Consider the following 25,605-nt stretch of genomic DNA (forward strand, 5'->3'; position numbering starts at 1 on the left):
CGAAACGGGGACACAACGAAGCCCCGGCGGTGGCGCGCAGGCCGTCCCCTGCCTTTGCGCGCGCCACCACCGGGGCCCGTCCCCGGGATCGTCATGCCGTTCGGATCCCGGTGTCCGCCTGACCGGGGGCGCGTCTCCGCTCGATTCCGCGCCCCGGCCGACGGGGTCTGTCAGCCGCCCTGCCGGGCGGTCTCCTTCTCCTCGGAGGAGGAGCCGGCCGCCGCGGCCGCTCCCGGCCGCCCCTGCAGCGCGACCTCCTTGATGAACAGCGTCAGGACGAAGGCCAGCAGCGCGCACGGCGCCGCGTAGAGGAAGACGTCGCCCACCCCGTGCCCGTAGGCGCTCTCGACGACCGTGCGCAGCGGCGCGGGCATCGCGTCCAGCTTGGGGATGCCGCCGCCGGAGCCGCCGCCCTTGGCCGCGGCGGCCGCGCCCTGCGGGCCGAGCGCGGCGAGGCCGTCCTTGACGTAGTCCGTGACCCGGTTCCCGAGCACCGCGCCGAGCGCCGAGACGCCCACCGCGCCGCCGAGGGAGCGGAAGAAGGTGACGACGGAGCTGGCGGAGCCGAGGTCCTTGGGCGCGACCTGGTTCTGCGTGCAGAGCACCAGGTTCTGCATCATCATGCCCATGCCGAGGCCCAGGAGCGCCATGTAGATCGCGAGGTGCCAGTACGGGGTGTCGTAGCGCATCGTGCCGAGCATGCCGAGGCCCGCCGTGAGCAGCACGCCACCGCTGACCAGCCAGATCTTCCAGCGGCCGGTCTTGGTGATGATCTGGCCGGAGATCGTCGACGACAGGAACAGGCCGCCGATCATCGGGATGGTCATCACGCCGGACATCGTCGGCGACTTGCCGCGCGCCAGCTGGAAGTACTGCGAGAAGAAGACCGTGCCGCTGAACATCGCGACGCCGACGAAGAGGCTCGCCGCCGACGACAGGGTGATCGTCTTGTTGCGGAACAGCCGCAGCGGAATGATCGGTTCGGCGGCCTTGGACTCGACGAAGACGAAGATCGCGCCGAGCGCGATCGAACCGCCGACCATGGCGTACGTCTGCCAGGAGATCCAGTCGTAGTTCTTGCCCGCGAGGGTGACCCACACCAGCAGCAGCGTGACCGAGGCGCTGATGAAGAACGCGCCCAGCCAGTCGACCTTCACGTCCCGCTTCACGACGGGGAGCTTCAGCGTCTTCTGGAGCACGATCAGCGCGATCACGGCGAAGGGCACGCCGACGTAGAAGCACCAGCGCCAGCCGAGCCAGTCGGTGTCGGTGATGACGCCGCCGAGCAGCGGGCCGCCGACGGTCGCGACGGCGAAGGTCGCGCCGAGGTAGCCGCTGTAACGGCCGCGCTCGCGCGGGGAGATCATCGCCGCCATGATGATCTGCGCCAGGGCGGACAGGCCGCCCACGCCTATGCCCTGCACGGCGCGGCAGGCGATGAGCGTGGCGGTGTTCTGCGAGAGGCCGGCCACGACCGAGCCCGCGACGTAGACGATCAGGGCTATCTGGACCAGCAGCTTCTTGCTGAAGAGGTCGGAGAGCTTGCCCCAGAGCGGGGTGGACGCGGTCATCGCCAGGAGCGAGGCCGTGACGACCCAGGTGTAGGAGGACTGGCTCCCGTGCAGATCGGAGATGATCTCCGGCAGCGCGTTGGAGACGATCGTCGAGGACAGGATGGCGACGAACATGCCGAGCAGCAGCCCGGACAGCGCCTCCATGATCTGCCGGTGAGTCATGGGGGCGCCGGCGTCCTGGCCGCCGTGCTTGGCGTGGCCGCCCCCCACACCGGCCGGTGTGGTCGTAGCCATTGAGTTCCTTTGCGGTGAGAGTGCGAGTGCGGGTCGTGGCGTGCGTCTGCGTGCGACGCGCGCGGTGCGTGCGGGTGGTGTGGTGCGTCCGCGGGGGTCCGTACGCGCCTACGTACGGGGCCGGCAGCCGTCGAAGCTGGCGCGGAACCGGCCGAGCAGCTCGATCAGCCGGCCGACGTCCTCCGCCGGCCAGTCCCGCAGGCAGGTCGCGAGCGCCTGGGTGTAGCGCCCGGAGACCTGCCGGAGCAGGGCTTCGCCGCCGGGGCTGATGCACAGCAGCCGGGACCGCCGGTCCGCGGGGTCGGGGTGCCGTTCGATCCAGCCCCGGCCCTCCGCGTACGCGACGTGCCGGCTGGTCACCGACATGTCGGTGAGCAGGAGCTCGGCCAGCTTGCTCATGCGCATCTCGCCGTACTGCCGCAGCACCGTCAGCACGAAGGCCGCGGCCGGCGAGCAGTCCGCCGGGAGTACACGGGCGAGGTCGCGCCGGACGGCGGCGACGGCGCTGAGCTGCCGGGCGAGCTCCTCGTACTGCTCCTGCTCGGCCATGCGCCCCCCACCCACTTCAGTTGCTTAGGGCAACGATGTAACCAGAATTTGGTTGCTATAGGCAAGCGAAAAGCGGTTTCCGTGGGTAAAGGTAGGGCCAAGGATTCCAACGGGCCGTAAAGCCGCAGGTCGGGAGCGAAGTGGACGGAGTGCCTCGGTGAGCAGGGTGCCGGGCGGGGCGCCGCGCACCGCCCGTCCCTCCTTCGCTAGGGTCCTGGCCTATGGCCAACCCCCATCAGCAGAACCCCGAGAGCTACGACCCCGCGGGCAGCACGCAGATGTTCCGCGCCTTCGTCGACGAGGGCCAGGGCGGCCCCGCGAGCCCCGCGGGCGGCAGGCGCGCGGCGCCGGCGCCCACCCGGTCGTCCGGCCCCGGTGCCGGAGTGATCGCCGGAGTGATTGCGGCCGTCGTGGTCGTCGCGGCAGTGGTCTGGCTCGCGCTGGGCTAGGGCCCGCGCCGGTCAGCTCCACTCCACCTTCACGTCGCGCGTCTCGACGTGCATGCCCCACGGCACGCGCCACGCGTCGACGCACACGGTCCACGTCCCCTCGACCGCCGCGCCCGCCTCGATCGGCACCGGGAGCGGCTGGGACGAGGTGAGGGTGGCCCAGTCGATGCCGAGCAGGTCGATCACGTGCGTGCCGAAGGTGACGGTACCCGTGGTGACGGGACTGCCGCCGGAGTTGGTGAGCGGCACCGTGACCTTCTCGCACCAGCGCCGGGCCTCGTCGTCCGCCGATCGGCGCGGTGTGCCGGCGTCGAGCCGGGCCGGCGCGGGCGGCCGGCCGCCGTCACCGGGCGGTCGTGGGGGCTGTGAGGGCCGCGAGGGCTGTGAGGGCTTTCCGGGGGGCGACGGAGTGGTCGCGGGCGCCGAGGGCCGTGCGGGGCCCGGGCGTGAGGGGGCCGACGGGGTCCGGGCGCCGTTACGGGCATCCGTGCCGCGGCCGGAGGACGGTGCACCGTTGCCGTGCGGCCCTGCTGACGAAGGCGGCGAGGACGGCGCGTCCGGCGAAGAAGGCGCGGACGGTGCCGAGGGCGCGGACGGTGCGGAGGCCGGGAGCCTGGAGCGGCCCGGGCCGGGAGAGCCCGATGTGCGGCCGGGTGGTGCCGCGGGCAAGGAGTAGAGCTCGACGCCCTGATCGGGCGGAACGGCTCCGCCCACCGGGTGGGAGGACGAGCCGGGGCCTGCCGCCTCGGAGGCGACGTAGGCGTCGCGGTCGGTGCCGCCGCAACCTGCGAGAACGGCTCCCAGGGCGAGTGCGGCCGCCGCGGCTGAGGCGGATGCGGAGACGATCGTCTTCCGGCGCATCGGCCCAGTGTGGCTGACGGTCAATCAGGAGTACAGAGTCGGGTGGTGCGGGCCGGCGATCCCCCGTGCGGCTCGCCGTGGGGTGGTAGCGGTCGTGGGTGGTCGGTGGTGAGCGATCCCCCGTGAAGATTCCCCCGTGAAGATCTCCCGTGGCAGTGGGCCTAGTCCGCGATGAGGCCCTCGCGGAGCTGCGACAGCGTCCTGGTCAGGAGCCGGGACACGTGCATCTGGGAGATGCCGACCTCCTCGCCGATCTGTGACTGCGTCATATTGGCGAAGAAGCGCAGCATGATGATCTGCCGTTCCCGTGGTGGCAGTTTGGCCAGCAGGGGTTTGAGTGACTCGCGGTACTCGACGCCCTCCAGCGCGCTGTCCTCATAGCCGAGGCGGTCCGCCAGGGAGCCCTCGCCGCCGTCGTCCTCGGGGGAGGGCGAGTCGAGCGAGCTGGCGGTGTAGGCGTTGCCCACGGCCAGGCCGTCGACGACGTCGTCCTCGGAGACGCCCAGGCACAGGGCCAGTTCGGGGACGGTCGGCGAGCGGTCGAGCTTCTGTGCGAGCTCGTCGCTGGCCTTGGTGAGGGCGAGACGCAGCTCCTGGAGCCGGCGCGGCACGCGCACCGACCAACTCGTGTCCCGGAAGAACCGCTTGATCTCGCCCACGACCGTCGGCATGGCGAAGGTGGGGAACTCCACCCCCCGTTCGCAGTCGAACCGGTCGATCGCCTTGATCAGGCCGATCGTGCCGACCTGGACGATGTCCTCCATGGGCTCGTTGCGGCTGCGGAAGCGGGCGGCCGCGTAGCGCACGAGGGGGAGGTTGAGCTCGATCAGGGTGTCGCGGACGTAGGCGCGCTCCGCGCTGTCCCGGTCGAGCGTGGCCAGGCGCAAGAAGAGGGAACGGGAGAGGGTGCGGGTGTCGATGGATTCGCAGTCGTCGAGCACGGCGTGCGGTGCGTCGGTGGCGAGCACCTTCGCGCTGCCCAGGTCTACGGACATGCCACCCCCTTGAGGTCGCGGACGGGTCACAGCGGGCCCCTCGCACGAGGGGTTGGCCCCCACCTGAATACCGGAGGCCGAGCTGTGGCAAACGCAGTTCCAGCAGAATGTCACATGTCGGCAACGCGCTGTAGCGTCAAGTCGACATATCTGCCGCCTCGTATGGGGAGGGGGTCACCCATGAGGGTTAGGCTTCGATTCGATTTGCGGACCGCAGCCGGGCGAAGCTCCGCGAGAGCAGCCGGGATACGTGCATCTGCGAGACGCCCAGCTCGGCGCTGATCTGGGACTGCGTCAGATTGCTGTAATAGCGGAGCAGCAGAATGCGCTGCTCGCGCTCCGGCAGCTGTACGAGCAGGTGGCGCACGAGGTCCCGGTGTTCGACCCCGGCGAGGGCGGGGTCCTCGTAGCCGAGCCGGTCCAGCAGGCCGGGCAGCCCGTCGCCCTCCTGCGCGGCCTCCAGCGAGGTGGCGTGGTACGAGCGGCCGGCCTCGATGCAGGCCAGCACCTCGTCCTCGGGGATCCGCAGCCGCTCGGCGATCTCGGCGGTGGTGGGCGTGCGGCCGTGCAGCACGGTCAGGTCCTCGCTGGCCCCGTTGACCTGCACCCACAGCTCGTGCAGCCGGCGCGGCACGTGCACGGTGCGGACGTTGTCGCGGAAGTAGCGCTTGATCTCGCCGACCACGGTCGGCATCGCGAAGGTCGGAAACTGCACGCCGCGGTCCGGGTCGAACCGGTCGATGGCGTTGATCAGGCCGATCGTGCCGACCTGGATCACGTCCTCCATGGGTTCGTTGCGGCTGCGGAACCGGGCGGCCGCGTAGCGGACCAGGGGCAGGTTGGCCTCGATGAGCGCGGCCCGCACCCGGGCGTGCTCGGCCGTGCCGGGCTCCAGGCCGACGAACTCCTTGAAGAGCACCTGGGTGAGCGCCCTGGCGTCCGCGCCGCGGCTCCTGGGGTGATCGGGATCGGCGGCCTCGGGGGAGCCGGAGGTGTCGGGGGCATCGGGAGCACCGGGCGCATCAGGGGCGCGGGAGGGGGGCTCGTGGGAGCCGGGCACGGTGCCGGGTCCGGAGTCCGGGTGCTGAGCAGGGGTTTCCTGGAGGGGGGCTTCGGGGACGGTTCGGGCCGACACGGTTCTGCCACCCTTCATGGTCAACTCATCCGGCAAAAGCGGTCATAGCATCACAAGACATGTGCACTGTGTGCAAGAACCCCATAACATCGTGTTGACCATAAAAACGGCCCCTCGCCAAGGTGGCGAGGGGCCGTGCGCTGCGGGCGCTCAGAAGGGGTAGTCGGCGATCACCCAAGTGGCGAATTCGCGCCACTGCGCGACGCCCGCCTGATGCGCCGGGTGGTCCAGATAGCGCTGGAGCGCCTCGGCGTCGTCGACGGCCGAGTTGATGGCGAAGTCGTAGGCGATCGGCCGCTCGGAGATGTTCCAGGCGCACTCCCAGAAGCGGAGTTCCGGGATCGCCTTCTCCAGCTCCTCGAACGCCTGTACCCCGGCGACGACGCGCGGGTCGTCACGCCGGACGCCCTCGTTGAGCTTGAACAGGACGAGATGACGAATCACGGCAGCCTCCACGCCGGGTCTGTCAGCTGATCAGCTGGGTCATGAACTCGCCGACGCTCTTGGCGGCGTCCGAGATGCCCTCGAACCCTATCTGGACGATCTCGGCGGACCGCTTGGGGGAGTGGATGATGGTGTAGGCCACGAAAATCCCGAGCGCCCAGAGCGTGATCTTCTTCGCCTTCTCCATGGCGCACTCCCTCCCCGGTGATCCCCGTGATCCCCTTCTCCGGTGGCGGAGTCTAACCGTACGTTTGCCCGAATGCCGGGAACGTGCCCGCTTCCTCACACGGCTTTTAAGGACCAAAGGCCCCTCAAGCAGGGCCCTTCGCCGTACGGGGCCGGACGGGGCGGGGCGGAGGATGGGGGGTGCCCGTACCGGATCTGGCAGGAATCCGCCGGGCAGGGACATGGCCTCACTGCGGGGTCCGGGCCGCGCGATTCCCCCCGACTGCGGCCCGTACTTGGAGGCCGTGGCCCCGCCGGGGGAAGCGGCTGTCCCCCCGATGCCGCTTCCCCCGACCTGCACTTCTCCCTCTGCTCTCCCCCGCGCCTTCTCCTTCGAGCGCCCGCGCCCGCGTGCGCCCCGTGCGGCGCGCCTGTACGCGAGATGACAGCTTTGCGTCGAAGGTGAGATCGGCCTACTGCGGGGGCACCAGAAAGGTATCCGGCAACCGGCGGACGCGCGGTGCCGGAAGTGAGGGGCAGAGGGAGGTCGGTGAGGGGCGACATGGGCGCGCAAGAGCCCGCCTTCGCCATGCGGGAGCGTGTGGCGTGCGGCGCGATCATCATTGAACTGCACGGTGAGCTGGACATCTTGGCGGAGCAGGAGCTCGGGCCGCGCGTGGACGCGCTGACCGAGCGGGGGCGCGCCGATATCGTGATCGACCTGCGCCGGGTGACCTTCCTGGACGCGAGCGGGCTCCGCCTGCTGCTCAGAGCCCGGCACCGCATGCTCTGCCGGGGCGGGCGGCTGAGGGTGGTGCGGGGAGTGCCCCGCGTGGCCCGAGTGATGCGGGTGTCGGGGGTGGACGCGGCCTTCGACATCGTGGACGCCTTCCCGCCGTCCGCTCCGGCGGTCCCGTCCGTCCAGCTCGTACAGACGGAGTTCGCGGCGGAGGAGCCCGGGCCGCGGGACGGGAGCGTCGCCTGAACGGGGCTCCGTGAGGTCAGGACCCGGCGAAGTCAGGACTCGTGAGGTCAGGACCCGGCGAGGTCAGGGCGCCGTGATCCCCTTCGCCGCCTCGGCCAGCACCCGGGCCGTGGTCCGGCCGCCCTCCAGGGCGTGCCCTGCGCCGCTCGCGCGGAGGCGGCCGAGCTCCGGGTCGTAGGCGCTCATGATGACCCCGGCGTGGTCCGTCGCCGGTTCCTCCAGCCGTACGGGCAGGCCGTGCGCGCGGAGGGCGGCGGCGAACTCCCTGCTGCTGCGGACGTCCACCTGTTCGTCCTCGGTGCCGTGCACCAGCAGCACCGGCACGGGCGCCGCGTGCGCGAGGTCCTCCACCGGGGCTGAACCCGTGGTCCGGGCGGGGACGTCGTACCGGCCCGCTATGCCCACCACTGCCGCCGGCGGCAGGCCGCCGAAGAGGCCGGGCCGCAGCGCCGTCGCGACGGCCGCTCCCGCGCCCGCCGACCAGCCCGCCACCACGATCCTGCCGGGGTCCCCGCCGAAATCCGTCACTCGCTCCCGTACGAACGCCAGGGAGTCCAGAAGGTGCGCCTTCCCGCGGTCGGGCGCGTCGGAGCGCCAGTCCGGGACGACGACCACGACCCCTTGCGCCGCGGCCGCTTCCGCGACGGGCCGCATGATGTCCCGCTCGTCCGGGCCTATGCCGTGCCAGAGCAGGACGGTGGGCGCGGCGCCGCCGCCGGCCGGCCCGTAGACGTCCATGGCCTTGCCCGCCGGGGTGAGGGTGAGGGTTTTGTTCACTTGTCCGCCGTCCGCATCACGTAGTCGTTCACGAGCGCCGCCGCTTCCGCCGCGTCGTCGACCGTGACGACGAAGAACTTCCCGGAGGCGAGCTCCAGCCACAGGGCGTCGCCGGCGCGCAGCGAGACCGCGGTCCGCCCGGGCAGCCAGCGGTACCCCCAGCCGCCGAGCTCCTGCGGGCGGGACTGCCTGGCCGACGCCTCCCGTATGCGGGAGTGCGGTATCCGGCGGCGGACGAGGGGGAGCACGGCCGAGTGCACGGTCACGCCCCGGTCCGTCACGGTGACCCGCACCGCCCCGCTGATCACCAGGGCCGCCGAAGCCACCAGCAGCCAGAGGAACAGCGCCGCCTGAGCGCCCACCAGCACGCCCGCCACGACGAACGCCACGGCGGACACCGCCCCCAGGGCGACCATCCAACGCGCCACGACCGTACGGCTCCAGACCGCCATGCCGACCCACCCCCGGATCACCTTGTTTGCATCACGCTAGAACAATCGATCGGCACAGACAAGGGCGTGCGGATCACGGGACCCGTTGCAGCACCGTGTACCCCAGCCGTACGTCCGGGTTGTCGGTCAGGACCGCCCCGTGCAGCTCGGTCCACGAGTGGAACGCGTTCGCCGGCGTGGACAGGGCGCGGCCCCGGGCCACCGTCATCCGGGCGGGCAGCCCGAGCGCGCACAGGTACACGGTCAGAGCCAACGACCTCGGCAGGCACAGCCCGTTGGGCACCATCGCGCGCAGCACCAGCTGGGCGGCGAGGATCTCCCGGCGGGCCAGCCGGACCGCGGTCGCGGGCGGCAGCCCGGACAGCGCCGCCGAGCCCCGCACGGGCCGGACCCGGCACACGTACGGGTGCGCCCCGCGCCAGCCGCGCCGCCGGTAGAGCCACAGCGCCCGGGCCGTGCGCAGCAGGGCGGCGGCCCGCAGCCGGTGCGGGACGGCGGGGACCGGCGCGCCCTCGCCGGGGTCGTCCAGGAAGAACGCCCAGTCCGTGCTCGCGCTCACCGGACCTCCCTCCGGCGGCCCCACCGGCGCGGGGCGGGCGCGGCGCGAACGTCCTCCTCCAGCAGAGCGTGCTCGCCCAGCCGGGCGGCGAGACCGGCCAGCCCGGCGGCCAGCGTCTCGTCGTCCGCGTCGAAGTCCTCGCGCAGGCGGGCGACCGCCGCTTCCACGGAGTCGCACGCCAGGGCGGTGCGCAGCATGCGGGTGGCGGTGGCGTTGAGGGACAGGTAGACGCCGCGCCGGGTGTCGAGGATGACGCCCGCGCCGTCCGTGTCGTCGAAGACGGCGTGTCCGGCCAGTCCGATCAGGGGCATGCGGTCCGCCCTCTCAGTCCGCCCGGCGGGGTCCGCCGTGCGTCGCTCCGCAGGAACAGCTCGGTCATGGCGGTGCCGATCAGGCTCTCCGCGTTGAGGCGCAGCCTTGCCGGTTCGGCCAGCACGTGCGCGAGCCGCCGGGGGTCGACGACGCCCAGGCGGACGAGGTGGGCGTCCGGGCCGCCGAGCAGACCGGCGAACACGTGCGGGTGGCGCAGGACGTAGTCCTTGTGCGGGGAGCCGAGCCACAGCCGGCCGTGGCGGCGCCACACGGTGTCGGGGAACCGCCCGGAGAGCATCAGGCGGAGCACCGGTTTGGTGATCAGCCGGCCCTGGTGCGGCAGGAGGCGGTACGCGTGCGGCAGGCGTGCGGCCAGGCTCCGCAGCCCCTTGCTGCCGAGGGGGTTGCACAGCTGGATGCCGCGGGGGCGCCAGACGGTGAGGTTCGCGCAGTGCTCCTGCGGCGCGTGGCCGGTGTCGAAGACGTCCGCCGGTGCGCCGGGGAGAGGAGTGAGGAAGTCCGCGGGGCGCACGGCGCCGCCGGCGGGCACGAGGTCGTCGAGCAGGGAGGTGCGGGGCGAGGCGCTGCGCAGGATGCGGGGGAGCTCCCAGCGCGAGGTGAGCAGGCCGCGGCAGAGCGTCGCCTTCTCCCGCGCGGGCAGGTCGCCGGTGAGGACGTCGTGCAGGCCGTAGCGCGCGGGGCCGAAGATCCGGTCGCCCTCGCGGCCCCAGGCCAGGAACGTGATGCCGTCCGCGGCGACGCGCTCGGCCATCTGCTCCAGCCACCGGTAGGCCAGGTGGTTGTACGGGTGGGGGAACTGCCAGCGCTCGTCCAGGTATCCGGCGCCGTGGTCCGTGGGGACGGGGACGAACGGCACCCCCAGGTGGTCGCAGACGGCCCGGGCGTACGCCGATTCGTCGGCCAGCGGGTCGCGCGTGGCGTAGTGGTAGGCGACCGCGTCCGCGCCGCACTCCACGAGCGCCGCGAGCACGGCCGCGGAGTCCAGGCCGCCGCTGAGCAGGATGCCGGTCCGGCCGCGGCCCGCGTACGGGCGGGCGGCCTCCACCACGAGCTCCCAGGCGGCCTCCGCGAACTCCGCCATCGTCGTGCGCGGGGGCAGGTCCAGTGGCGTCACGGGGTCGTACGCGGCGGTGGCCGCGGAGCCGTGTTCGAGGGTGACGACCGTGCCGGGCGGCACGCGCGCGATGCCGGGGTAGACGAAGACCATGTCGCCGCGGCAGGCGCGCCACAGCTCCTCGCGGCCGTATTCGCCGGGCCCGTCGAGGAGGTCGGTGGGGTCGGTGGAGAAGCGCAGCAGGTCCCGGGAGCGGCGGTAGTGCAGGGCCTCTTCGCTGGTGGCGCTGCGGAAGAGGAACACCCTGTGGTCGGAGACCAGCGCGCCGGACAGCGCGCCGGGCATGCGGGCCAGTTCGGCGTGGCGGCCCTCCTTGAGGGCCTTGGCGAGGCGGTTCACCCAAGCGGGCGTCACAGGGCCCCGGACGACGCCGGTCAGCAGCAGCCTCTCCCGCTCGGAGGGGTACGGGACCCGCGGGGTCCCCGGGACCGCCCACTGGACGAGGTGGCGGCCGGGGTCCGACCAGGCGGGGCGGCGGCCGAAGGGCGCGCTGACGTACGAGATGCGGGGCGCCTGGCCGCCGAACGGGACCCGTCCGTAGCAGCCCAGGTAGTCGCCGACGGGAGGGCGGCCGCCGGGGCGGCCGCCGTCGGGCACGGGCACGGTCTCCATGACTTCCCTTCCGGCATCGCTCGCGCGGGCACCGGGCGCCGGTCGCGGTCCGGTGCCGCCCCGGCGCGGGCCGGGGCGGTGGGCGCGCGCGTCAGACGAGCGCGCGCGTGTTCGGCGAGTCGGGCGGGAGGGGGCCGTTGTGGGCAGTGAGTCGTTCGACGGTGCCGAGCTCGTCGATCCGCGGTTCCACGTACGGGCGCTTGAGGGTGCGGGAGTGCTGGACGGTGCGGGAGCGCTGGACGGTCGCTGAGGTGTCGGTCGCCGGCGTGATCGGGTCGTGCGTGCTCTCCATTGCGGTCCCCCTGTTCCGCTGGGCACGGCTGGGCACTGCAGGGCACTGAGTCCCGCCCACTCCACGGTCGTGCACTTCCGCCGCTCCCGCCCAGAGGGGGACGACGCGCTGGAGCGGCGCCCCGGAGCAGGTGGCGGGGCACGCGGCACGCGGGCGCTCACGTACCGGTGCGCACGCCCGGACGGGCCTCACGCGGTGTCACGCGGCGGCGGCCCCGTCACACGGCGGCGATGAACTCCCGCACCATCTCCGCGTACCTTTCCGGATGGGACACCTGCGGCACGTGCCCCGCGCCCTCCAGACCCCTGAGCTCCGCCTGCCGCACGCTCCGGGAGAGCTCGATGGTCACGGGCGGGAGCCACGGAGGGCTCTCCGTCCCGTACGTCAGCAGCGCCGGTGCGGAGAAGCCGGAGAGCCGGGTGAGGTCGAGGCTCGCCCAGCCGGGGTCGGACTGCTCGTGCACGAAGGCGCGGCTGTTGGCGATGAGGGCCGCGCGCACCCGCGCGGGCAGAGCCGCCCAGGAGCCCGGCCCGAGAGCCACTTCCTCCATGAAGCGGCGAACTCCCTCACTCTCCTCCCCGGCGAGGATGAGGGCCGCTGCCGTGTCGATGCCCTCCTGTGCGGCCCGCACCAGTGCGTGCGCCGGGTCGTCGCCGCGGATCACGCCCAGCAGCGGGGGCTCGTGCGCGATGAGGCTGCGGAACAGGCCGGGGCGGCGGACGGCCAGGCCCAGCGCCGTCGACGCGCCGAAGGAGTTGCCCGCGACGTGCGCCGGCGCGAAGCCCAGCGTCTCCATCAGGGCGGCCAGATCGTCCTCGTGGTCCCTGCGCACGCCGTTTCCGGGGGTGCGCGTGCTGCCGCTGTGGCCGCGCCGGTCGTAGACGAGGACCCGGAAGGACGCGGCGAGGGCCGGGAGGACCGCCTGCCACGTGTAGTGGTCGGTCAGCCCGCCGTGGACCAGCACCAGCGGCTCGCCCTCGCCCACGACCTCGTGGAAGAGCTCCGCGCCGCGCACCCGGACTCGTGCCATGCCGGGCCTCCCTCGCTAGGACGTCCATGACAGCCGCGCGCCGCCGCGCCCGCAAGACCACCGCCCACGGGTTCACCCGTTCGCACACGGGCCCGCGCGGAGCCGCCCGCGGGTGACACCCGGGCTCCGGCTCCCTCCTGCACGCGCCCCGCGGGGCGATCATCGAGCCATGGACATCACCCTGCACCTCGCACAGCAGCCCGAGGCCGACGCCCTCCTCGGCCGCAGCCCGCTCGCCGCGCTGGTCGGGATGCTGCTGGACCAGCAGATCCCCATGGAGTGGGCGTTCTCCGGCCCGTACGCCATCGCGCAGCGGATGGGCCGCGACGACCTCGACGCGTACGAGATCGCCGCCTACGACCCCGACGCGTTCGCCGGGCTGCTGTCCGAGAAGCCGGCCGTGCACCGCTACCCCGGCTCGATGGCCAAGCGCGTCCAGCAGCTCTGCCAGTACCTCGTGGAGCACTACGGCGGCGAGGCGAGCGCGGTGTGGGACGGCGTCGGGACCGGGGCCGAGCTGCTCGCCCGGCTCAAGGAGCTGCCCGGTTTCGGTGAGCAGAAGGCCCGCATCTTCCTCGCGCTGCTGGGCAAGCAGCTCCAGGTCGCGCCGGAGGGCTGGCGCGAGGCGGCCAGCGCGTACGGGGAGGAGGGCTCCTACCGCTCGGTCGCGGACATCACCGGGCCCGAGTCGCTGGCGAAGGTGCGGGAACACAAGCAGGAGGCGAAGCGCGCGGCCAAGCAGGCGGCGGCCGCCAAGGCCACGATCCGGCCGGCGAAACCGGCGAAACCGGCGAAGAAGAAGCCCTGACCCCGGCCTGCCGCCCGCCGTCGCCTTCGCCGGCGTCCCCAGCCTGTGGACGGCGGATTTCCTGTACGGCTCACCTATCGATTTCCGTGCCGGAGACCGCCCCCGCTGCTCCTGGTATGCGGCCGATTGTCGCCTTCGCGCAGCCGTGCCGTGGCTGCGCCGGGAGCCTGTCGCCCGGTAGGCTTTCCGTGTGATCTTCAAGCGCATCGGAAACGGGCGGCCGTACCCCGACCACGGCCGGGAGAGCACCCGGCAGTGGGCGGACGTCGCCCCGCGCCCGGTGCGGCTCGACCAGTTGGTGACCACCAAGCAGCAGCTCGACCTGGAAACCCTGCTGGCCGAGGACTCGACCTTCTACGGCGACCTCTTCGCCCACGTCGTGAAGTGGCACGGCGACCTCTACCTGGAGGACGGCCTGCACCGCGCCGTGCGCGCAGCGCTCCAGCAGCGCCAGGTGCTGCACGCACGCGTGCTCGAACTGGGCTGACCGGAGGCTCTTTCCGGCTGTTGTTCTCGGCCGTTGTTCTCAGCCGTTGTTCGGCCTTTCGGGTAGGGCCGCGCGAACCCATTGATCATTTAGTAGGCAGCGGCCCCGCCCCGCACTACGCTGCGCCCATGAGCATGCTCACCCCTCCCGGCATGGGCGGCAGATACCGCATTACGGGCAAGCGATTCCCGCACATGCGCCGCCCCAGAAACCGCCGCAGGATCGTGCTCGCCGCAGTCACCTCGTCCGCCGCGCTCGCCCTGGCCGGATGGGGGACCTTCCAGCTCGTCGACGTCTTCACCGGGGGCCCGAGCGAGACACAGGCCCACGGTGCGGGAGCGAAGGGCGGGAAAGGGGCGAGGGACGGCGACTGCAAGGCGGCCGCGGACGAGGAAGCGGAGCCGAAACCGCTGCCCCGCCCGTCCGACATCACCGTCAACGTCTACAACGCGACTCCGCACGGCGGACTCGCCAAGATCACCGCGGACGAGCTCAAGAGCCGCGGCTTCAGGATCGGCAAGGTGGGCAACGCCCCCGCCCTCTACGACAAGAAGGTCGAGCAGATCGGCCTGCTGATCGGTGCGCCGGAGGCGGCTGAGGGGGCCCTGCGGGTCATCGGCACGCAGATGGCCGGGGCCGAGATCAAGAACGACCAGCGTGACACCGACGAGGACGTCGATCTGGTCATCGGCAATGAGTTCAAGGAGCTCACGGCGCGGAAGGACGCCGACCGGGCGCTGACCGACATGGGCGTCGAACCGGGCGAGGGCCCGGCGCCCTCGGCGTCCCCGTCCTCGGCACCGCCGTCGAAGGCGGCGTCTCCGGCACCGAAGAAGTGCTGAGGGGGCTCTCGACGGGCTGAAGGAGCCGCGGCCCGGCTCGGCACCGCCGGTCGGCCGCGTCGTGCTCGATCGCCGTTGCGGCGGGGAAAATGCCCGCCGCAACGGCGAAGTGCCACGATGGCGAGGGCCCGGCGGAATGCAGGGCCGCCGGGCCGACGCGCTCGTCGTAAGCCCGCGGCTAGCCCGCGGTGCCGTACATGCGGTCGCCCGCGTCGCCCAGGCCCGGGACGATGTAGCCGTTCTCGTTGAGGCGCTCGTCGACGGAGGCGGTGACGACGGTCACCGGCGCGCCGGACAGCTCGCGCTCCATGACCTCGACGCCCTCCGGCGCGGCCAGCAGGCAGATCGCGGTGACGTCGTCCGCGCCGCGCTCGATCAGCTCATTGATCGCCGCGACCAGCGTGCCGCCGGTCGCCAGCATCGGGTCCAGGACGTAGACCTGGCGGCCCGAGAGGTCGTCGGGCATGCGCGTGGCGTACGTCTCCGCCTTGAGGGTCTCCTCATTGCGGATCATGCCCAGGAAGCCCACCTCGGCGGTCGGCAGCAGCCGGACCATGCCGTCGAGCATGCCGAGGCCGGCGCGCAGGATCGGCACGACCAGCGGGCGCGGGTGCGAGAGCTTGACGCCGGTGGTCGCCGTGACCGGGGACTCGATGTCCACCTGCTCCGTGCGCACATCGCGCGTGGCCTCGTAGGCGAGCAGGGTGACCAGCTCGTCGGCGAGACGCCGGAAGGTGGGGGAGTCGGTGCGCTTGTCGCGCAGGGTGGTGAGCTTGTGTGCCACCAGGGGGTGGTCGACGACGTGGATCCGCATGACATCGACATTAACCGAGCTTTCGGCCCCCGGCGGCCGCCGTGCGGCGTTCGACGCCCCACCGCCGGTCTGCGACGGTCTGTCGCCGCACTGGCATCAAACCACCACTTAGGGGGAAAGTGGGCACGTACGCCCGGTCTGTCGCTCCGGGCGTGGCCGGCGAAGCACTCGGCACGAGGTGGTCCTGCCATGGCTGAAGACGCCCCCGAGAAGCCCCACACCACATCCCACACCAAGTCCGACACGTTGTCCGACACGAAGCCCGACCCGGTGTCCGAACCCGTCACCGCCCCCGAAACCGAGGGCGAGGCGGACCGCCGCCGCAGACGCGCGCAGTTCCTGCGCGAGCTGAACGAGGCGAAGGAGCTCCGCGACCGCGTGCAGCCGCGCCGGGCCCGGGCGGCCCGGATGCGCCAGCAGATGCGGATGCGGACCTTCCGCTGGTGATCCGTACGGCGGCCCGGTGGCGCCACGTGAGGCACATCTCTTCGGACTGCTGCACGACGCAGCGCGGAAGACCTCTCGCAACGGCGAGGTTTCTGCCACGATTCCGAATGGGCGGGGTGGTCCCCGTCCGGCCCGGCACCGCCTATGACCAGTGGGAGAGTCACGGTGTACTTCGCCGCACTGCTCGCGCACACCGAAGACGGATGGCAAGCGAGCGATACAGAACTCGACAACGTGGAAACCCTGGCCGACCTCGCCGACCTGGCCCGTGAGTCCGCGGTGGACGACGACACGGTCCTGGCGTTCATCGAGCAGGAGGACTCCTGGTTCGGGATCGTCCGCGTGGACGGCGAGGACGACCCGCGCGTCTTCGTCTCGAACGCCGTCGTCGCGGGCCGCAGCTCGTACGGCGCCATGCTCGTGGACGAGCTGATCGGCCGCGACGACACCGACGCCGACGACCTCGACGACCTCGACCTGGACGGGACGGAGGACGGCGAGCCCGACGCCGTGGAGGACGAGGCCGAGGAGGCGGGCGACGCCGCCGAGCCGCGGCCGGCCGGCCCGCTCGGCGACGCCGAGATCCTCTCCGACCTCGGGGTGGGCGCGAAGGAGCTGCTCGCCCTCGAAAGGGAGGCGCTCGGCGAGATCGCCGACGCCCTCGGCTGCACCGACGTCCTGGAGGCCGTCCGCTGACGGCCGCCGGGCCCGGTTCGCTCACACTGGTGCCATGAACGAAGCCGTCCGCGAGCCGACAGACCACGACCCCGTGCGCGCCCCGTGGCTCGCCCCCATGCGGGCCGCCCTGGACGAGGCCGTACGGGCCCCCGCCACCGGCGACGTGCCGGTCGGCGCCGTGGTGCTGGGCCCGGACGGCTCCGTCATCGGCCGCGGCCGCAACGAACGCGAGGCCACCGGCGACCCGACCGGCCACGCCGAGGTCCTCGCCCTGCGCGAGGCGGCGCGGGCCGTCGGCGAGTGGCGCCTCGCGGGCTGCACGCTCGTCGTGACGCTGGAGCCGTGCACGATGTGTGCGGGTGCGATCGTCCTCTCCCGGGTCGACCGCGTCGTCTACGGCGCCGTGGACGAGAAGGCGGGGGCGGCCGGCTCCCTCTGGGACGTCCTGCGCGACCGCCGGCTCAACCACCGGCCCGAGGTGATCCAGGGCGTCCTCGCGGGGGAGTGCGCGGAGCTCCTCACCGCGTTCTTCCGCTCCCGGTGAGCGCCTCACGAGCGCCCGGTGAGCGCCTCACGAGTGCCTGGTGAGCGCCTCACGAGTGCCTGGTGAGCGCCTCACGAGTGCCTGGTGAGCGCCTCACGAGTGCCTGGTGAGCGCCTCATGAGGAGCGTCACACCGGTCCGGACCGGTATCGATTTCAGAGCACGGCCCACCGTCCGCTAAGCTCTCTCTCGGTAGCGTGTCCGAGCGGCCTAAGGAGCACGCCTCGAAAGCGTGTGTGGGGGCAACTCCACCGTGGGTTCAAATCCCACCGCTACCGCCAGCGACACCCCTTCGCCCGTGGAAACGTGGGCGGAGGGGTGTTCTGCATGTCCGGGGCGCCCTTGCTCTCCGGCTCTCAGCCTCGCTCTGTGCCTCGCTCTGCGAAAATCATGCGACGCACCGTCAGCTTCCTTGACTCGTACGGCCTTTCCGCCGAGGATGCCGCGGCGTGCGTCGAGCGGCCGGGCGCTCGCGGGGACAGGGCAAGGGGAGTGACGAGGTGTGCGGCGCGGGCATCATCAGCCTGCTGGCGGACCAGGGCGTGTCGCGCTGGCTGGACGGCGCCGAATGGCAGGAGCCCAACCCGCGGCGGCTGGCCCGGCTCGTCGACGACGGGCTGATCACCGGGCTGGCCCTCGGGCCCGAGCCCCTCACACGATCCCTGCTCCGGCGCGCCCGCGGCCCGTGGTCGCCGCCTCGGCCTCCTGAGCGGGCCGTGCGCGAGACCGGCGGGCCGGCGGCGGCCGGGGCGCTGCTCGCCGCGGAGGGGCTGCTCGCGGCCGAGGGGCGGCGCGCGTGCGACGTGCTGCTGCCCGTGCACGAGCGGACCGGCGGCCGGGACGGGCACGTCGCCCTGGAGGCCGGCCCCGTCGCGGACACGGCCACGGCGCTGCGGCTGGCGCGGGCCGTCGACCGCCCCAATGTGCTGGTCGCCCTGCCCGCCGGGCCCGACGGGCTCGCCGCGGCCGCGGACTGCGTCGCCCAGGGCATCGGCGTGGACCTCGGGCCCGTGCTGTCGCCCGCCCACTACGCCAAGGCGGCCGCCGCCTGGCTGGACGGCCTGCGCCGCGCGCACCGGGCGGGGCGCGACCTCTCCGCCATCCGGGCCGTCGTCTCCGTGCCGCTGGCGCCCGTGGACGCCGCCTTCGACGAGCGGCTGCGCTGCTCCCCGTCCGAGGCGGCCCGGATGATGCGCGGCGAGGCCGCCCTCGCCTCCGCGCGTCTTGTTTTTCACCGCCACGAGCGGCTGCTGGCCGGGCCGGACTGGCGCGAGCTCGCCGCGCTCGGGGCGCGGCCGCACCGGGTGCGCTGGACGGACACCGCCGTGCGCGCGCCGGGCGGGCCCGGCACGCGCTACGTGGACGAGCTCGTCGTCCGCGGTGCGATCACGACGCTGGGGCCCGCGACCCTGGAGGCCGTCGCCGAGCGCGGCAACCCTCGGGGCGACGCCGTCACCGGCCGGGGCCGCGCCGCCGCGCGCGTCCTGGACTCCCTGGAGATCCTGGGCGCCCCGTACGCCCCCACGGTCCGCGCCCTGGCCTCCCGGGCGGCGGCGCTGCGCGCCGCGCGCTGGAACGCCCTCCTGACCGCGGTGAGCGGCACGCCGCGGGGCTGAACCGTGCCGGGGCCGGGCCGGTGCGGTTCGCCGCGTGTGCGGGGCCGGGCCGGGGGCTCCGGGGCAGGGTCCCTGGACCGTATATTTACGGCGCCCTTCCCCTCTGCGTGTTCGTGCCCCGCACTTGGCGCCACAAATACACGTCAGCGTCCAGGGACCCTGCCCCTGCGCCCCCGGCCCTCCTGCGCGTTCCCGCCTGCGGGCCGGATTTCCCACGCCTCTTCTGCCGGGGCTGTCCGTTTCGGTGGTGAGGCGGGCTCGGTCCGTGTGGCGGACGGGGTCAGGATGTCGCCTTCGGCGTCCATGCGCCCGTGGCTGCCACCTTCTTCGCGTACGTTTCGAAGTCGGACGGGGCGCGGTCGAGGAGGTCGCGGACGCCGGGGACCGGGGCCGCGGTGTGGCCCTCGCGGTGGAGGGCGAAGAGGGCGCCGAAGGCCCTGGCCGTCACTTCCGGGTGGCCCGCGGCGAGGAGTTCCGCGTGGTACTCCTCCGGGGTCAGCTCGACGAAGTCGATCGCGCGGCCCGCCGCCCGGGCCATCGCCGCGACCGCCTCCCGGAAGGTCAGAGCGCGCGGCCCGGAGATCTCGTACACACCGTCCGCGTGCTCCGCGCGGGGCCGGGTGAGGAGTTTCGCCGCGACCTCGGCGACGTCGTCCGCGTCGATGAACGCCTCGGGGACGTCCCCGATGGGCAGGGCGAGGCGGCCGTCGCGGAGGGGCTGCCGCCACAGGTCCTCGTCGAAGTTCTGGAAGAAGTTGTTCGGCCGGACGACCGCCCATTCGGCGCCGGACGCGCGGACGGCCTCCTCGGCGGCGGCCATGCCCTGCCCGAAGTCCTCGCCCACGTGCTCGATGCCACGCCCGGACAGGGCGACGAAGCGGCCCACGCCCGCCGCCACGGCCTGGGCGACGAACCGGGGCACGGCGTCGTACACCTCGTCGGGGGCGACGAGGTAGACGGCGGAGGCGCCGTCGAGGGCGCCGGCCCAGGTGGCGGGCTCGGTCCAGTCGAAGCGGACCTCGCCGGAGCGGGAGGCCGCGCGGACGGTGACGCCCGCGCCGCGGAGGATGCGGACTACGCGCCGGCCCGTCTTGCCCGTGGCGCCGAGGACGAGGACTGTTCGGGCGGGGTTCGTGTTCGTGTTCGTGTTCTTCATGGGGCCCAGCCAATCTCCTGTCCGCCAGCCCGCCCATGGGTGATCGTCCGTGCTCCATGTCCGACCGTACGAGCCGCTCCCGCTCCCGCATATCGTGCGGTCATGGATCCTTTCGACGATCTGTTGCGAGGCGTGCGCGCCAACGGCGCGGTCTTCGGCGGGTCGGTGCTGTCGCCGCCGTGGGCGCTGCGCTTCACCGACGACGCCTTCCTGACCTTGTGCGCCCCGCTGCGCGGCGAGGGCTGGATCGTTCCGGCGGACGGCACGGAGCCGCGGTGCGTGAAGGAGGGCGAGGTGGCGATCGTCCGCGGGCCGGAGCCGTTCGTGTTCACGGACGATCCGGGCGCGCCGGAGGAGCTCGTGCGGGAGGTCTCCTGCAGCGGGACGGGAGGCGTGGACGGGAGCACCGTGCTGATGGCGGGCGCGTACCGCGTTCCGGGCGAGGTGCCGCGCCGCCTGCTGCGGGTCCTGCCGCCGCTGCTGGTCGTGCCGGACGAGCACGACTGCTCGTCGATGCGCACGTATTTGGAGGCGCAGCTGACCGCGGGCCTGCCGGGACGGCAGATCGTCGTGGACCGGCTGCTGGACTGGCTGCTGGTGTGCACACTGCGGGACTGGTTCGACCGTCCGGAGGCCGCGTCGCCGGCCTGGTACCGCGCTCTGGGCGACGAGGTCGTGGGCCCGGTGCTGCGTGCCATGCACGAGGCCCCGGAGCGGCCGTGGACGCTCGCGTCCCTGGCAGCGGTCGCGGGCGTGTCGCGTTCCACGTTCGCGAAACGCTTCCACGGGCTGCTGGGGGAGCCGCCGCTCGCGTACCTCACGGAGTGGCGGATGACGCTCGCCGCGGACCTGCTGGGGGAGCCGGGCACGACGCTGGCGTCCGTGGCGCGCCGGGTGGGCTACGCCGATCCGTTCGGCTTCAGCGCGGCGTTCAAGCGGGTGCGGGGGGCGAGCCCGAGCGCTTTCCGGGACCGGGCCGGGCGCCAGGTGACCGGTCAGCCGGTTTTCGCCGGCCGGGCCGATTGAACGGCGCGACGGAACGGCGTAAACCCGCCCGCGTACCCGTGGTGTAAACATCGGCGTACGGCGGAACTGGCCGGAATTCATTGTCGGTGGGGTGTACCCATGTCTTCCGTCATGCTCCATAACTACCCGCGGTATAGCGGAAGTTGTGCGTCCGATTCATATTCCTACCTGCCCGGACGCCGCTTCTCCGGGGGGGAGTAATGAGTCATCTTCGACAGGGAGGCGTGACGGCAATCACATTCCCCGTTGTCGTGAACTTCTCTTCACCTAGGGTGATCGCGCTGCCTTTGAACGTGCATGTGAACGCGTAAATGGCTCAGGGAGGCTGACGGTGTATCAGGCCGGAAACGACGCGCATTCCTCTCACCCCGCCCCCCCTCCCCGAACCACTCGAAGCCCCCTACCCACCCGGCAGCCTGGACCCGGCCCGCGCCGCGGTGGACACCGCCGCCGTGGCGGAACGGCACCCCGCCTACGAGAAGTTCGGCCAGGAGCTGGGCAACACGTCGCTCATCGAGGTGCCGGGCCCCCGCGGCGGCGCCGCCGTGCTCGCCAAGTGCGAGTGGGAGAACCCGGCCGGCTCCGTCAAGGACCGCGTCGCCCACGCCCTGCTCGGCAGCGCTCTCCAGCAGCACGGCGACCGCCCGCTCGACGAACTCCGCATCCTGGAGTACTCCGGCGGCAACCTCGCCAACGCCCTCTCCCGCCTCTGCGCCGACCTGGGCATCCGCTCCCGCTTCGTGCTCTCCTCGGCGAGCCCCGGCAGCCTCCTCGGCACCCTCGCCGAGCGCGGCGCCCGCGTCGACCTGGTCGACAAGGAGCGCGGCTTCCTCGAAGTCGTCCGCGAAGCGCTGCGCATCGCCGCCGCCGAACCCGAGTGGACCCTGCTCTACCAGCACCGCAACCCCGCCAACGTGCTGCTCCAGGAGCGCACCACCGGCGCCGAGCTCGTCGCGCAGCTCGGCGGCCGCGTCCCCGACGCCTGGGTGGCCTCGATCGGCACCGGCGGCACGCTGATCGGCGTGCTGCGCGCCCTGCGCGCCCGCTTCCCCGCCGTGCGGGCCGTCGGCGTCACGCCCGCCGAGCTGCCCTACGGCAGCGAGGAGCCGCCCAACGGGCAGCGGAAGTACGCCGGGTCGGGCGGCATGGGCCACGGCATCAGGCAGCCGTTCGTGACGCTGTACGACGACGAGACCGAGCACCGCACCGTCTCGTACCCGCGCGCCTTCGCCGCCATGGGGGAGTTCCACGACCTCACCGGCATCCGGATCGGCAGCTCCGCCGCCGCGAACTGGCTGGCCGCCAAGGAGACAGCCGCCGGCCTGCCGCCGTCGGCGACGGTCGTCACCGTCTTCCCCGACGCCGGGACGCCCGAGGAGTGGGAGCAGCTCGGACGATGACGACGACTCCTTCCCATCTCGTACTCGTCGAGACGACCCCGACCGCCGGATTCAAGATCGTGGACGAGGCCCTCGCGCTCGGCCACGAGGTGACCTTCGTGGCCCACTCCCTCGATCCGTACCTCGCCGCGGAGGGCGGCGAGGAAGCGCTGCGGACGCCGACCCGGCTGCTGACCGGGGTCCCCACCACGGACCCGGGCAGCCTCCTCGACGTCATCGGCACGCTGCACCGCAAGCACCCCGTGCACGGTCTGCTCGCCCTCAGCGAGGGCCACCTGCCGGCCACGGCCGAGGTCGCCGAGGCGCTCGGCCTGCCCTTCGAGAGCGCGGCGGTGATGCGGCGGCTGCGCGACAAGCACGCCGTACGCGAACGCCTGGCCGCCGCCGGGGTGCCGCAGCCCGCGTTCCGGCAGGCCAGGACGCCCGAGGAGGCCGTGGCCGCGGCCGCGGAGCTCGGCTACCCCGTCGTGGTCAAGCCGGCCGACGGCTTCGGCTCCCTCCACGTCGGCGTCGCGAACGACGCGACCGAGGTGGCCGCGCTGGCCGAGGCCGTCGCCGGCGCGCGCTCGTACGGGCGCGGGGTCGCCGGCAGCGGCGTGGCCCTGCTGGAGGCGTACGTGCCGGGCCCGGTCGTCAGCTGCGAGATGGTGACGGTGGACGGCACCAGCACCCCGTACGGCTGCGTGGACCGCATGCTGGCCCCCGCACCGCACCCGGTCGAACTGGGCGGCTGCTTCCCCGCCGAGCTGGACGACGACGTCCGCGAGGCGGTCGTGCGCGTCGTCACCGGCGCGCTCGACGCCGCCGGCATCCGGCGCGCGCACACCCACACCGAGGTCGTCCTCGGGCCGGACGGCCCGCAGATCATCGAGATCAACGGCCGGCTCATCGGCGGCTACGTCCCCACGATGATCAATTACGTGCTGGGCCGGAACATCTACCACGACGTCATCGAACTCGCCCTGGGCGGCAGCCCGTCGCCCTCCCCGGCACAGGGCGTCGGCTGCATCCGGGCGATCACCGCCCCGGCGCCCGGCGTGCTCGCCGGCATCGACGCGGAGGCGGCACGGAGCGCCCCCGGGACGGCCGAAGTGATGCTGCACGCGCGCCCCGGGCAGCCGGTGCGCCCGGCCCGCAACAACTTCGACCGGCTCGGCTTCCTCATCACGACGGCCGGCACGGCGGCCGAGGCGAGGAAGGCGGCGGAGGACGCGCACGGTCTTGTACGGGTGACGATTGCGGAGGCCACGGACGCTGCGGAGGGTGCCGCGTGAACCGTTTTCGCACGCTGTGCGTGGCCGGGAGCCCGAGCCGCGGGTCCCACACCCGGGCGCTGGTCGCCCACATCGGCGGCCTGCTGGAACTGCGCGGCTCCGAGACCGTCCTGGCGGACCTCGCCGAGCTCGGCCTGCCGCCCAGCCACCCCGACCACTACTGGAGCCCCGAGCCCCACCCCGTCGCGCGGGCACGCGAGTTCATCGACGCGGTGCGCGCGAGCGACGCGCTGGTCCTGGGGACGCCCGTCTACCACTCGGGCTACTCGGGGCTGCTCAAGAGCGCCGTCGACCTGCTGCCGCGCGACGCCTTCGAGGGCAAGGCCGTGGCCCTGGTCTCGCACGCGAGCGGGCCGCGCGGATCGGCCGCCGCCTGCGAGCAGCTGCGGCAGGTGGTGAAGGCGCTCGGCGGGTGGGCGGTGCCGATGCAGGTCAGCACGGTGTCCGCGGACTTCACCGACTTCGCGGACATCACGCACGGCGGGCGGCGGACGCTGGACGAGGCGGGGCCGGTGCACGCGCGGTGCGCGGAACTGGCCGACCAGCTCGCGGTGTTCACGCGCGCGATGCGGGGAGCGGACGGCCGTACGGATGGTCGTGCGGACGACCCGGCGGACGGTACGCGGGCGGGGGTGGCGGCTTGAGGATCGCCGGACGCCTCTCCCGTCTCAGCCCCCTGAGCCGCCTGCGCGAGGACCTGAAGGCCGTGGCCGAGCGCGACCCCGCCGTCCGCAGCCGGGCCGAAGCGCTCCTGTCCCCCTTCCTGCCGGCCCTGTGGCTGCACCGGCCCGCGAGCAGGCTGCACGCGCGGGGCCACCGGGTCGCGGCCCGCGTGCTGTCGCTCGCCGGCCGCTTCCTGTCCGGCGGCGTCGACATCCACCCCGGCGCACGGGTGGGGCGGCGGCTGTTCATCGACCACGCCGCGGCCGTCGTCATCGGCGAGGACGCCGTGATCGGCGACGACGTCACCCTCTACCACCAGGTCACCATCGGCGCCGTCGGCTGGTGGCGCGACCGCCACCGGCTGCCCGGCGAGCGGCGGCACCCCACCCTCGGCGACCGCGTCGTCGTGGGCGCGGGCGCCTCCGTCCTCGGCCCGGTGCGCATCGGCGACGACAGCCTCATCGGCGCGCACGCGCTGGTGACGACGGACGTCCCGGCCGGGAGCCGGGTGTGCGCCCCCAAGAGCGAGATCCACCCGAAGGGCAGGCCGGCCCTGACACGGGCCGGCGGCACGGAAGCGAAGAGGAAGAGGAGCGGCCTGTGACCACGACGAACCCGGGCATCGGCACGGACGGCGGCGCCAGTGGTGCCGACCCCTACCGCCGGGTCCTCCGCGAGGCCTTCGTCCGGCGCTACGAGGACGGCGCGGACTCCTGGAGCGAGGAGCCGGCCATGCGCGAGCTGGTGCCCCTGCTCTGCACGGAGCTGGCGGCGGGCAGCAGCGTCATCGACATCGGCGCGGGCCGCGGCCGCGACATGGAGCTCCTGCTGGCCGCCGGCCACCGCGTCACCGCGGTCGACCTCGTCCGGCTCCCCGAGTGGGACGACATAGCCCGCCGCTACGGCGCTGCCGCGACCTTCGAGGTCGGCGACTTCGCGGACATGGCCGGCGGTGACCGGACCTACGACGCGGCCGTCGACAACGGCGTCCTCCACCACCAGGCCCCCGCCGCCTACGCGCAGTACCTCGCGAACGTCCGGCGGCGGCTGCGCCCCGGCGGGCTGCTGGCCGTCAGCCTCTTCACCACCGCCGAGGAGCTCGCCGAGGGCGTCCTCAACCGCGCCGAGGACGGCCGCCTGTCGCGCTGGTTCAACGAGCGCGAGGCGACGGAGCTGCTGGCCGCCGCCGGGTTCACCGTGACCGCCGTCCGCACCGTCCGCAGGGAGCTGCCGGGCCTCGCCTACCTGCTGGTCCTCGCGCGCCGCGACGCGTAAGCCGTACGGGCACGCG

30 protein-coding genes, 1 tRNA gene and 1 pseudogene are annotated in these 25,605 nt (G+C 73.2%); 16 read left to right on the plus strand and 16 right to left on the minus strand.

Annotation, left to right across the window (positions count from 1 at the left end; genetic code table 11):
* Positions 1 to 188: 188 nt before the first annotated feature.
* A pseudogene (locus PS271_RS14705) lies at positions 189 to 1,736 on the minus strand (MDR family MFS transporter); the annotation flags it as partial.
* A 180-nt stretch (positions 1,737 to 1,916) separates the two neighbouring features.
* Complete coding sequence (locus PS271_RS14710) at positions 1,917 to 2,357, minus strand: MarR family winged helix-turn-helix transcriptional regulator (protein WP_398382328.1); 441 nt, start codon at positions 2,355 to 2,357, stop codon at positions 1,917 to 1,919.
* Between the two features lie 221 nt (positions 2,358 to 2,578).
* Between PS271_RS14710 and PS271_RS14715 the strand changes: the two genes are divergently transcribed.
* On the plus strand, positions 2,579 to 2,806 hold the full coding sequence (locus PS271_RS14715) for a hypothetical protein (RefSeq protein ID WP_398382329.1): 228 nt from the start codon (positions 2,579 to 2,581) through the stop codon (positions 2,804 to 2,806).
* Positions 2,807 to 2,818: 12 nt separating this feature from the next.
* Here PS271_RS14715 and PS271_RS14720 read toward each other — a convergent pair whose 3' ends face one another.
* The 5 genes from PS271_RS14720 to PS271_RS14740 form a co-directional block, all read right to left on the minus strand.
* A complete protein-coding gene (locus tag PS271_RS14720) occupies positions 2,819 to 3,055 on the minus strand; it encodes a hypothetical protein (RefSeq protein WP_398382330.1) in 237 nt (78 codons plus the stop codon).
* Between the two features lie 773 nt (positions 3,056 to 3,828).
* A complete protein-coding gene (locus PS271_RS14725; RefSeq protein ID WP_120755190.1) occupies positions 3,829 to 4,662 on the minus strand; it encodes an RNA polymerase sigma factor SigF in 834 nt (277 codons plus the stop codon).
* Between the two features lie 187 nt (positions 4,663 to 4,849).
* The gene (locus tag PS271_RS14730; protein WP_398382331.1) at positions 4,850 to 5,797 is read right to left on the minus strand and encodes an RNA polymerase sigma factor SigF; all 948 of its coding nucleotides are present in this window, start codon (positions 5,795 to 5,797) and stop codon (positions 4,850 to 4,852) included.
* A gap of 150 nt (positions 5,798 to 5,947) precedes the next feature.
* Entirely contained in the window at positions 5,948 to 6,241 is a 294-nt protein-coding gene (locus PS271_RS14735) for a Dabb family protein (protein ID WP_398382332.1), read from the minus strand.
* A 22-nt stretch (positions 6,242 to 6,263) separates the two neighbouring features.
* Entirely contained in the window at positions 6,264 to 6,428 is a 165-nt protein-coding gene (locus PS271_RS14740; protein ID WP_194960660.1) for a hypothetical protein, read from the minus strand.
* Positions 6,429 to 6,968: 540 nt separating this feature from the next.
* Between PS271_RS14740 and PS271_RS14745 the strand changes: the two genes are divergently transcribed.
* Positions 6,969 to 7,391: an STAS domain-containing protein gene (locus tag PS271_RS14745; protein WP_398382333.1), complete on the plus strand. Its 423-nt coding sequence runs from the start codon at positions 6,969 to 6,971 to the stop codon at positions 7,389 to 7,391.
* 63 nt (positions 7,392 to 7,454) lie between these two features.
* Here the strand turns inward: PS271_RS14745 and PS271_RS14750 are convergent, their stop codons facing one another.
* From PS271_RS14750 to PS271_RS14780, 7 genes are all read right to left on the minus strand, one after another.
* Positions 7,455 to 8,168, minus strand: coding sequence for a prolyl oligopeptidase family serine peptidase (locus PS271_RS14750; RefSeq protein ID WP_398382334.1), 714 nt, complete (start codon positions 8,166 to 8,168; stop codon positions 7,455 to 7,457).
* Positions 8,165 to 8,620, minus strand: coding sequence for a PH domain-containing protein (locus PS271_RS14755; protein WP_398382335.1), 456 nt, complete (start codon positions 8,618 to 8,620; stop codon positions 8,165 to 8,167). The genes PS271_RS14750 and PS271_RS14755 overlap by 4 nt, the downstream gene beginning before the upstream one ends.
* A gap of 73 nt (positions 8,621 to 8,693) precedes the next feature.
* Complete coding sequence (locus PS271_RS14760) at positions 8,694 to 9,179, minus strand: lasso peptide biosynthesis protein (protein WP_398382336.1); 486 nt, start codon at positions 9,177 to 9,179, stop codon at positions 8,694 to 8,696.
* Positions 9,176 to 9,490, minus strand: coding sequence for a PqqD family protein (locus PS271_RS14765; protein WP_398382337.1), 315 nt, complete (start codon positions 9,488 to 9,490; stop codon positions 9,176 to 9,178). The genes PS271_RS14760 and PS271_RS14765 overlap by 4 nt, the downstream gene beginning before the upstream one ends.
* Entirely contained in the window at positions 9,481 to 11,238 is a 1,758-nt protein-coding gene (locus PS271_RS14770; protein WP_398382338.1) for an asparagine synthase-related protein, read from the minus strand. Before PS271_RS14770 ends, PS271_RS14765 begins: the two co-directional genes overlap by 10 nt.
* Before the next feature lie 91 nt (positions 11,239 to 11,329).
* Complete coding sequence (locus PS271_RS14775; RefSeq protein WP_398382339.1) at positions 11,330 to 11,530, minus strand: hypothetical protein; 201 nt, start codon at positions 11,528 to 11,530, stop codon at positions 11,330 to 11,332.
* Positions 11,531 to 11,747: 217 nt separating this feature from the next.
* The gene (locus PS271_RS14780) at positions 11,748 to 12,560 is read right to left on the minus strand and encodes an alpha/beta fold hydrolase (RefSeq protein WP_398382340.1); all 813 of its coding nucleotides are present in this window, start codon (positions 12,558 to 12,560) and stop codon (positions 11,748 to 11,750) included.
* A 169-nt stretch (positions 12,561 to 12,729) separates the two neighbouring features.
* Between PS271_RS14780 and PS271_RS14785 the strand changes: the two genes are divergently transcribed.
* The 3 genes from PS271_RS14785 to PS271_RS14795 all read left to right on the plus strand — a co-directional run bounded on the left by PS271_RS14785 (position 12,730) and on the right by PS271_RS14795 (position 14,697).
* Entirely contained in the window at positions 12,730 to 13,368 is a 639-nt protein-coding gene (locus PS271_RS14785) for an HhH-GPD-type base excision DNA repair protein (protein ID WP_398382341.1), read from the plus strand.
* Positions 13,369 to 13,558: 190 nt separating this feature from the next.
* Positions 13,559 to 13,855, plus strand: coding sequence for a type II toxin-antitoxin system VapB family antitoxin (locus tag PS271_RS14790; RefSeq protein ID WP_030368795.1), 297 nt, complete (start codon positions 13,559 to 13,561; stop codon positions 13,853 to 13,855).
* 128 nt (positions 13,856 to 13,983) lie between these two features.
* Positions 13,984 to 14,697, plus strand: coding sequence for a LytR C-terminal domain-containing protein (locus PS271_RS14795; protein ID WP_398382342.1), 714 nt, complete (start codon positions 13,984 to 13,986; stop codon positions 14,695 to 14,697).
* A 178-nt stretch (positions 14,698 to 14,875) separates the two neighbouring features.
* Here the strand turns inward: PS271_RS14795 and upp are convergent, their stop codons facing one another.
* Positions 14,876 to 15,511 carry a uracil phosphoribosyltransferase gene (upp, locus tag PS271_RS14800; protein WP_356280242.1) on the minus strand — a complete coding sequence of 212 codons (636 nt, stop codon included), beginning with the start codon at positions 15,509 to 15,511 and terminating at the stop codon, positions 14,876 to 14,878.
* 189 nt (positions 15,512 to 15,700) lie between these two features.
* Between upp and PS271_RS14805 the strand changes: the two genes are divergently transcribed.
* The 5 genes from PS271_RS14805 (at position 15,701) to PS271_RS14825 (ending at position 18,795) form a co-directional block, all read left to right on the plus strand.
* A complete protein-coding gene (locus PS271_RS14805; protein ID WP_398382343.1) occupies positions 15,701 to 15,958 on the plus strand; it encodes a hypothetical protein in 258 nt (85 codons plus the stop codon).
* Positions 15,959 to 16,123: 165 nt separating this feature from the next.
* Positions 16,124 to 16,654 carry a tRNA adenosine deaminase-associated protein gene (locus tag PS271_RS14810; protein ID WP_398382344.1) on the plus strand — a complete coding sequence of 177 codons (531 nt, stop codon included), beginning with the start codon at positions 16,124 to 16,126 and terminating at the stop codon, positions 16,652 to 16,654.
* Between the two features lie 34 nt (positions 16,655 to 16,688).
* Positions 16,689 to 17,180: a tRNA adenosine(34) deaminase TadA gene (gene tadA, locus PS271_RS14815; RefSeq protein WP_398382345.1), complete on the plus strand. Its 492-nt coding sequence runs from the start codon at positions 16,689 to 16,691 to the stop codon at positions 17,178 to 17,180.
* A gap of 190 nt (positions 17,181 to 17,370) precedes the next feature.
* Positions 17,371 to 17,460, plus strand: a tRNA-Ser gene (locus PS271_RS14820).
* A 168-nt stretch (positions 17,461 to 17,628) separates the two neighbouring features.
* Positions 17,629 to 18,795 carry a transaldolase family protein gene (locus PS271_RS14825; protein ID WP_398382346.1) on the plus strand — a complete coding sequence of 389 codons (1,167 nt, stop codon included), beginning with the start codon at positions 17,629 to 17,631 and terminating at the stop codon, positions 18,793 to 18,795.
* A 280-nt stretch (positions 18,796 to 19,075) separates the two neighbouring features.
* Here the strand turns inward: PS271_RS14825 and PS271_RS14830 are convergent, their stop codons facing one another.
* On the minus strand, positions 19,076 to 19,951 hold the full coding sequence (locus PS271_RS14830; RefSeq protein WP_398382347.1) for an SDR family oxidoreductase: 876 nt from the start codon (positions 19,949 to 19,951) through the stop codon (positions 19,076 to 19,078).
* Between the two features lie 102 nt (positions 19,952 to 20,053).
* Between PS271_RS14830 and PS271_RS14835 the strand changes: the two genes are divergently transcribed.
* From PS271_RS14835 to PS271_RS14860, 6 genes are all read left to right on the plus strand, one after another.
* Entirely contained in the window at positions 20,054 to 20,977 is a 924-nt protein-coding gene (locus tag PS271_RS14835; RefSeq protein ID WP_398382348.1) for an AraC family transcriptional regulator, read from the plus strand.
* Positions 20,978 to 21,429: 452 nt separating this feature from the next.
* Entirely contained in the window at positions 21,430 to 22,377 is a 948-nt protein-coding gene (locus tag PS271_RS14840; protein WP_398382349.1) for a PLP-dependent cysteine synthase family protein, read from the plus strand.
* Positions 22,374 to 23,651 (plus strand): ATP-grasp domain-containing protein, encoded by a 1,278-nt coding sequence (locus PS271_RS14845; RefSeq protein ID WP_398382350.1) that lies wholly within the window; start codon positions 22,374 to 22,376, stop codon positions 23,649 to 23,651. Before PS271_RS14840 ends, PS271_RS14845 begins: the two co-directional genes overlap by 4 nt.
* A complete protein-coding gene (locus tag PS271_RS14850; RefSeq protein ID WP_398382351.1) occupies positions 23,648 to 24,295 on the plus strand; it encodes an NADPH-dependent FMN reductase in 648 nt (215 codons plus the stop codon). The genes PS271_RS14845 and PS271_RS14850 overlap by 4 nt, the downstream gene beginning before the upstream one ends.
* The gene (gene epsC / locus PS271_RS14855) at positions 24,292 to 24,918 is read left to right on the plus strand and encodes a serine O-acetyltransferase EpsC (RefSeq protein ID WP_398382352.1); all 627 of its coding nucleotides are present in this window, start codon (positions 24,292 to 24,294) and stop codon (positions 24,916 to 24,918) included. The genes PS271_RS14850 and epsC overlap by 4 nt, the downstream gene beginning before the upstream one ends.
* Positions 24,915 to 25,589: a class I SAM-dependent methyltransferase gene (locus PS271_RS14860; RefSeq protein ID WP_398382353.1), complete on the plus strand. Its 675-nt coding sequence runs from the start codon at positions 24,915 to 24,917 to the stop codon at positions 25,587 to 25,589. Before epsC ends, PS271_RS14860 begins: the two co-directional genes overlap by 4 nt.
* Positions 25,590 to 25,605: the final 16 nt, after the last annotated feature.

The sequence above is a fragment of the Streptomyces sp. SCA2-17 genome, assembly GCF_044336695.1.

Coding starts and splice junctions, on each gene's coding strand:
- PS271_RS14845 (WP_398382350.1), top strand. CDS start 22,374: ATGACGACGACTCCTTCCCATCTCGTACTCGTCGAGACGACCCCGACC.
- PS271_RS14710 (WP_398382328.1), bottom strand. CDS start 2,357: ATGGCCGAGCAGGAGCAGTACGAGGAGCTCGCCCGGCAGCTCAGCGCC.
- PS271_RS14725 (WP_120755190.1), bottom strand. CDS start 4,662: ATGTCCGTAGACCTGGGCAGCGCGAAGGTGCTCGCCACCGACGCACCG.
- PS271_RS14770 (WP_398382338.1), bottom strand. CDS start 11,238: ATGGAGACCGTGCCCGTGCCCGACGGCGGCCGCCCCGGCGGCCGCCCT.
- PS271_RS14780 (WP_398382340.1), bottom strand. CDS start 12,560: ATGGCACGAGTCCGGGTGCGCGGCGCGGAGCTCTTCCACGAGGTCGTG.
- PS271_RS14765 (WP_398382337.1), bottom strand. CDS start 9,490: ATGCCCCTGATCGGACTGGCCGGACACGCCGTCTTCGACGACACGGAC.
- PS271_RS14755 (WP_398382335.1), bottom strand. CDS start 8,620: ATGGCGGTCTGGAGCCGTACGGTCGTGGCGCGTTGGATGGTCGCCCTG.
- PS271_RS14785 (WP_398382341.1), top strand. CDS start 12,730: ATGGACATCACCCTGCACCTCGCACAGCAGCCCGAGGCCGACGCCCTC.
- PS271_RS14835 (WP_398382348.1), top strand. CDS start 20,054: ATGGATCCTTTCGACGATCTGTTGCGAGGCGTGCGCGCCAACGGCGCG.
- tadA (WP_398382345.1), top strand. CDS start 16,689: ATGAACGAAGCCGTCCGCGAGCCGACAGACCACGACCCCGTGCGCGCC.
- PS271_RS14775 (WP_398382339.1), bottom strand. CDS start 11,530: ATGGAGAGCACGCACGACCCGATCACGCCGGCGACCGACACCTCAGCG.
- PS271_RS14745 (WP_398382333.1), top strand. CDS start 6,969: ATGGGCGCGCAAGAGCCCGCCTTCGCCATGCGGGAGCGTGTGGCGTGC.
- PS271_RS14740 (WP_194960660.1), bottom strand. CDS start 6,428: ATGGAGAAGGCGAAGAAGATCACGCTCTGGGCGCTCGGGATTTTCGTG.
- upp (WP_356280242.1), bottom strand. CDS start 15,511: ATGCGGATCCACGTCGTCGACCACCCCCTGGTGGCACACAAGCTCACC.
- PS271_RS14715 (WP_398382329.1), top strand. CDS start 2,579: ATGGCCAACCCCCATCAGCAGAACCCCGAGAGCTACGACCCCGCGGGC.
- PS271_RS14805 (WP_398382343.1), top strand. CDS start 15,701: ATGGCTGAAGACGCCCCCGAGAAGCCCCACACCACATCCCACACCAAG.
- PS271_RS14830 (WP_398382347.1), bottom strand. CDS start 19,951: ATGAAGAACACGAACACGAACACGAACCCCGCCCGAACAGTCCTCGTC.
- PS271_RS14795 (WP_398382342.1), top strand. CDS start 13,984: ATGAGCATGCTCACCCCTCCCGGCATGGGCGGCAGATACCGCATTACG.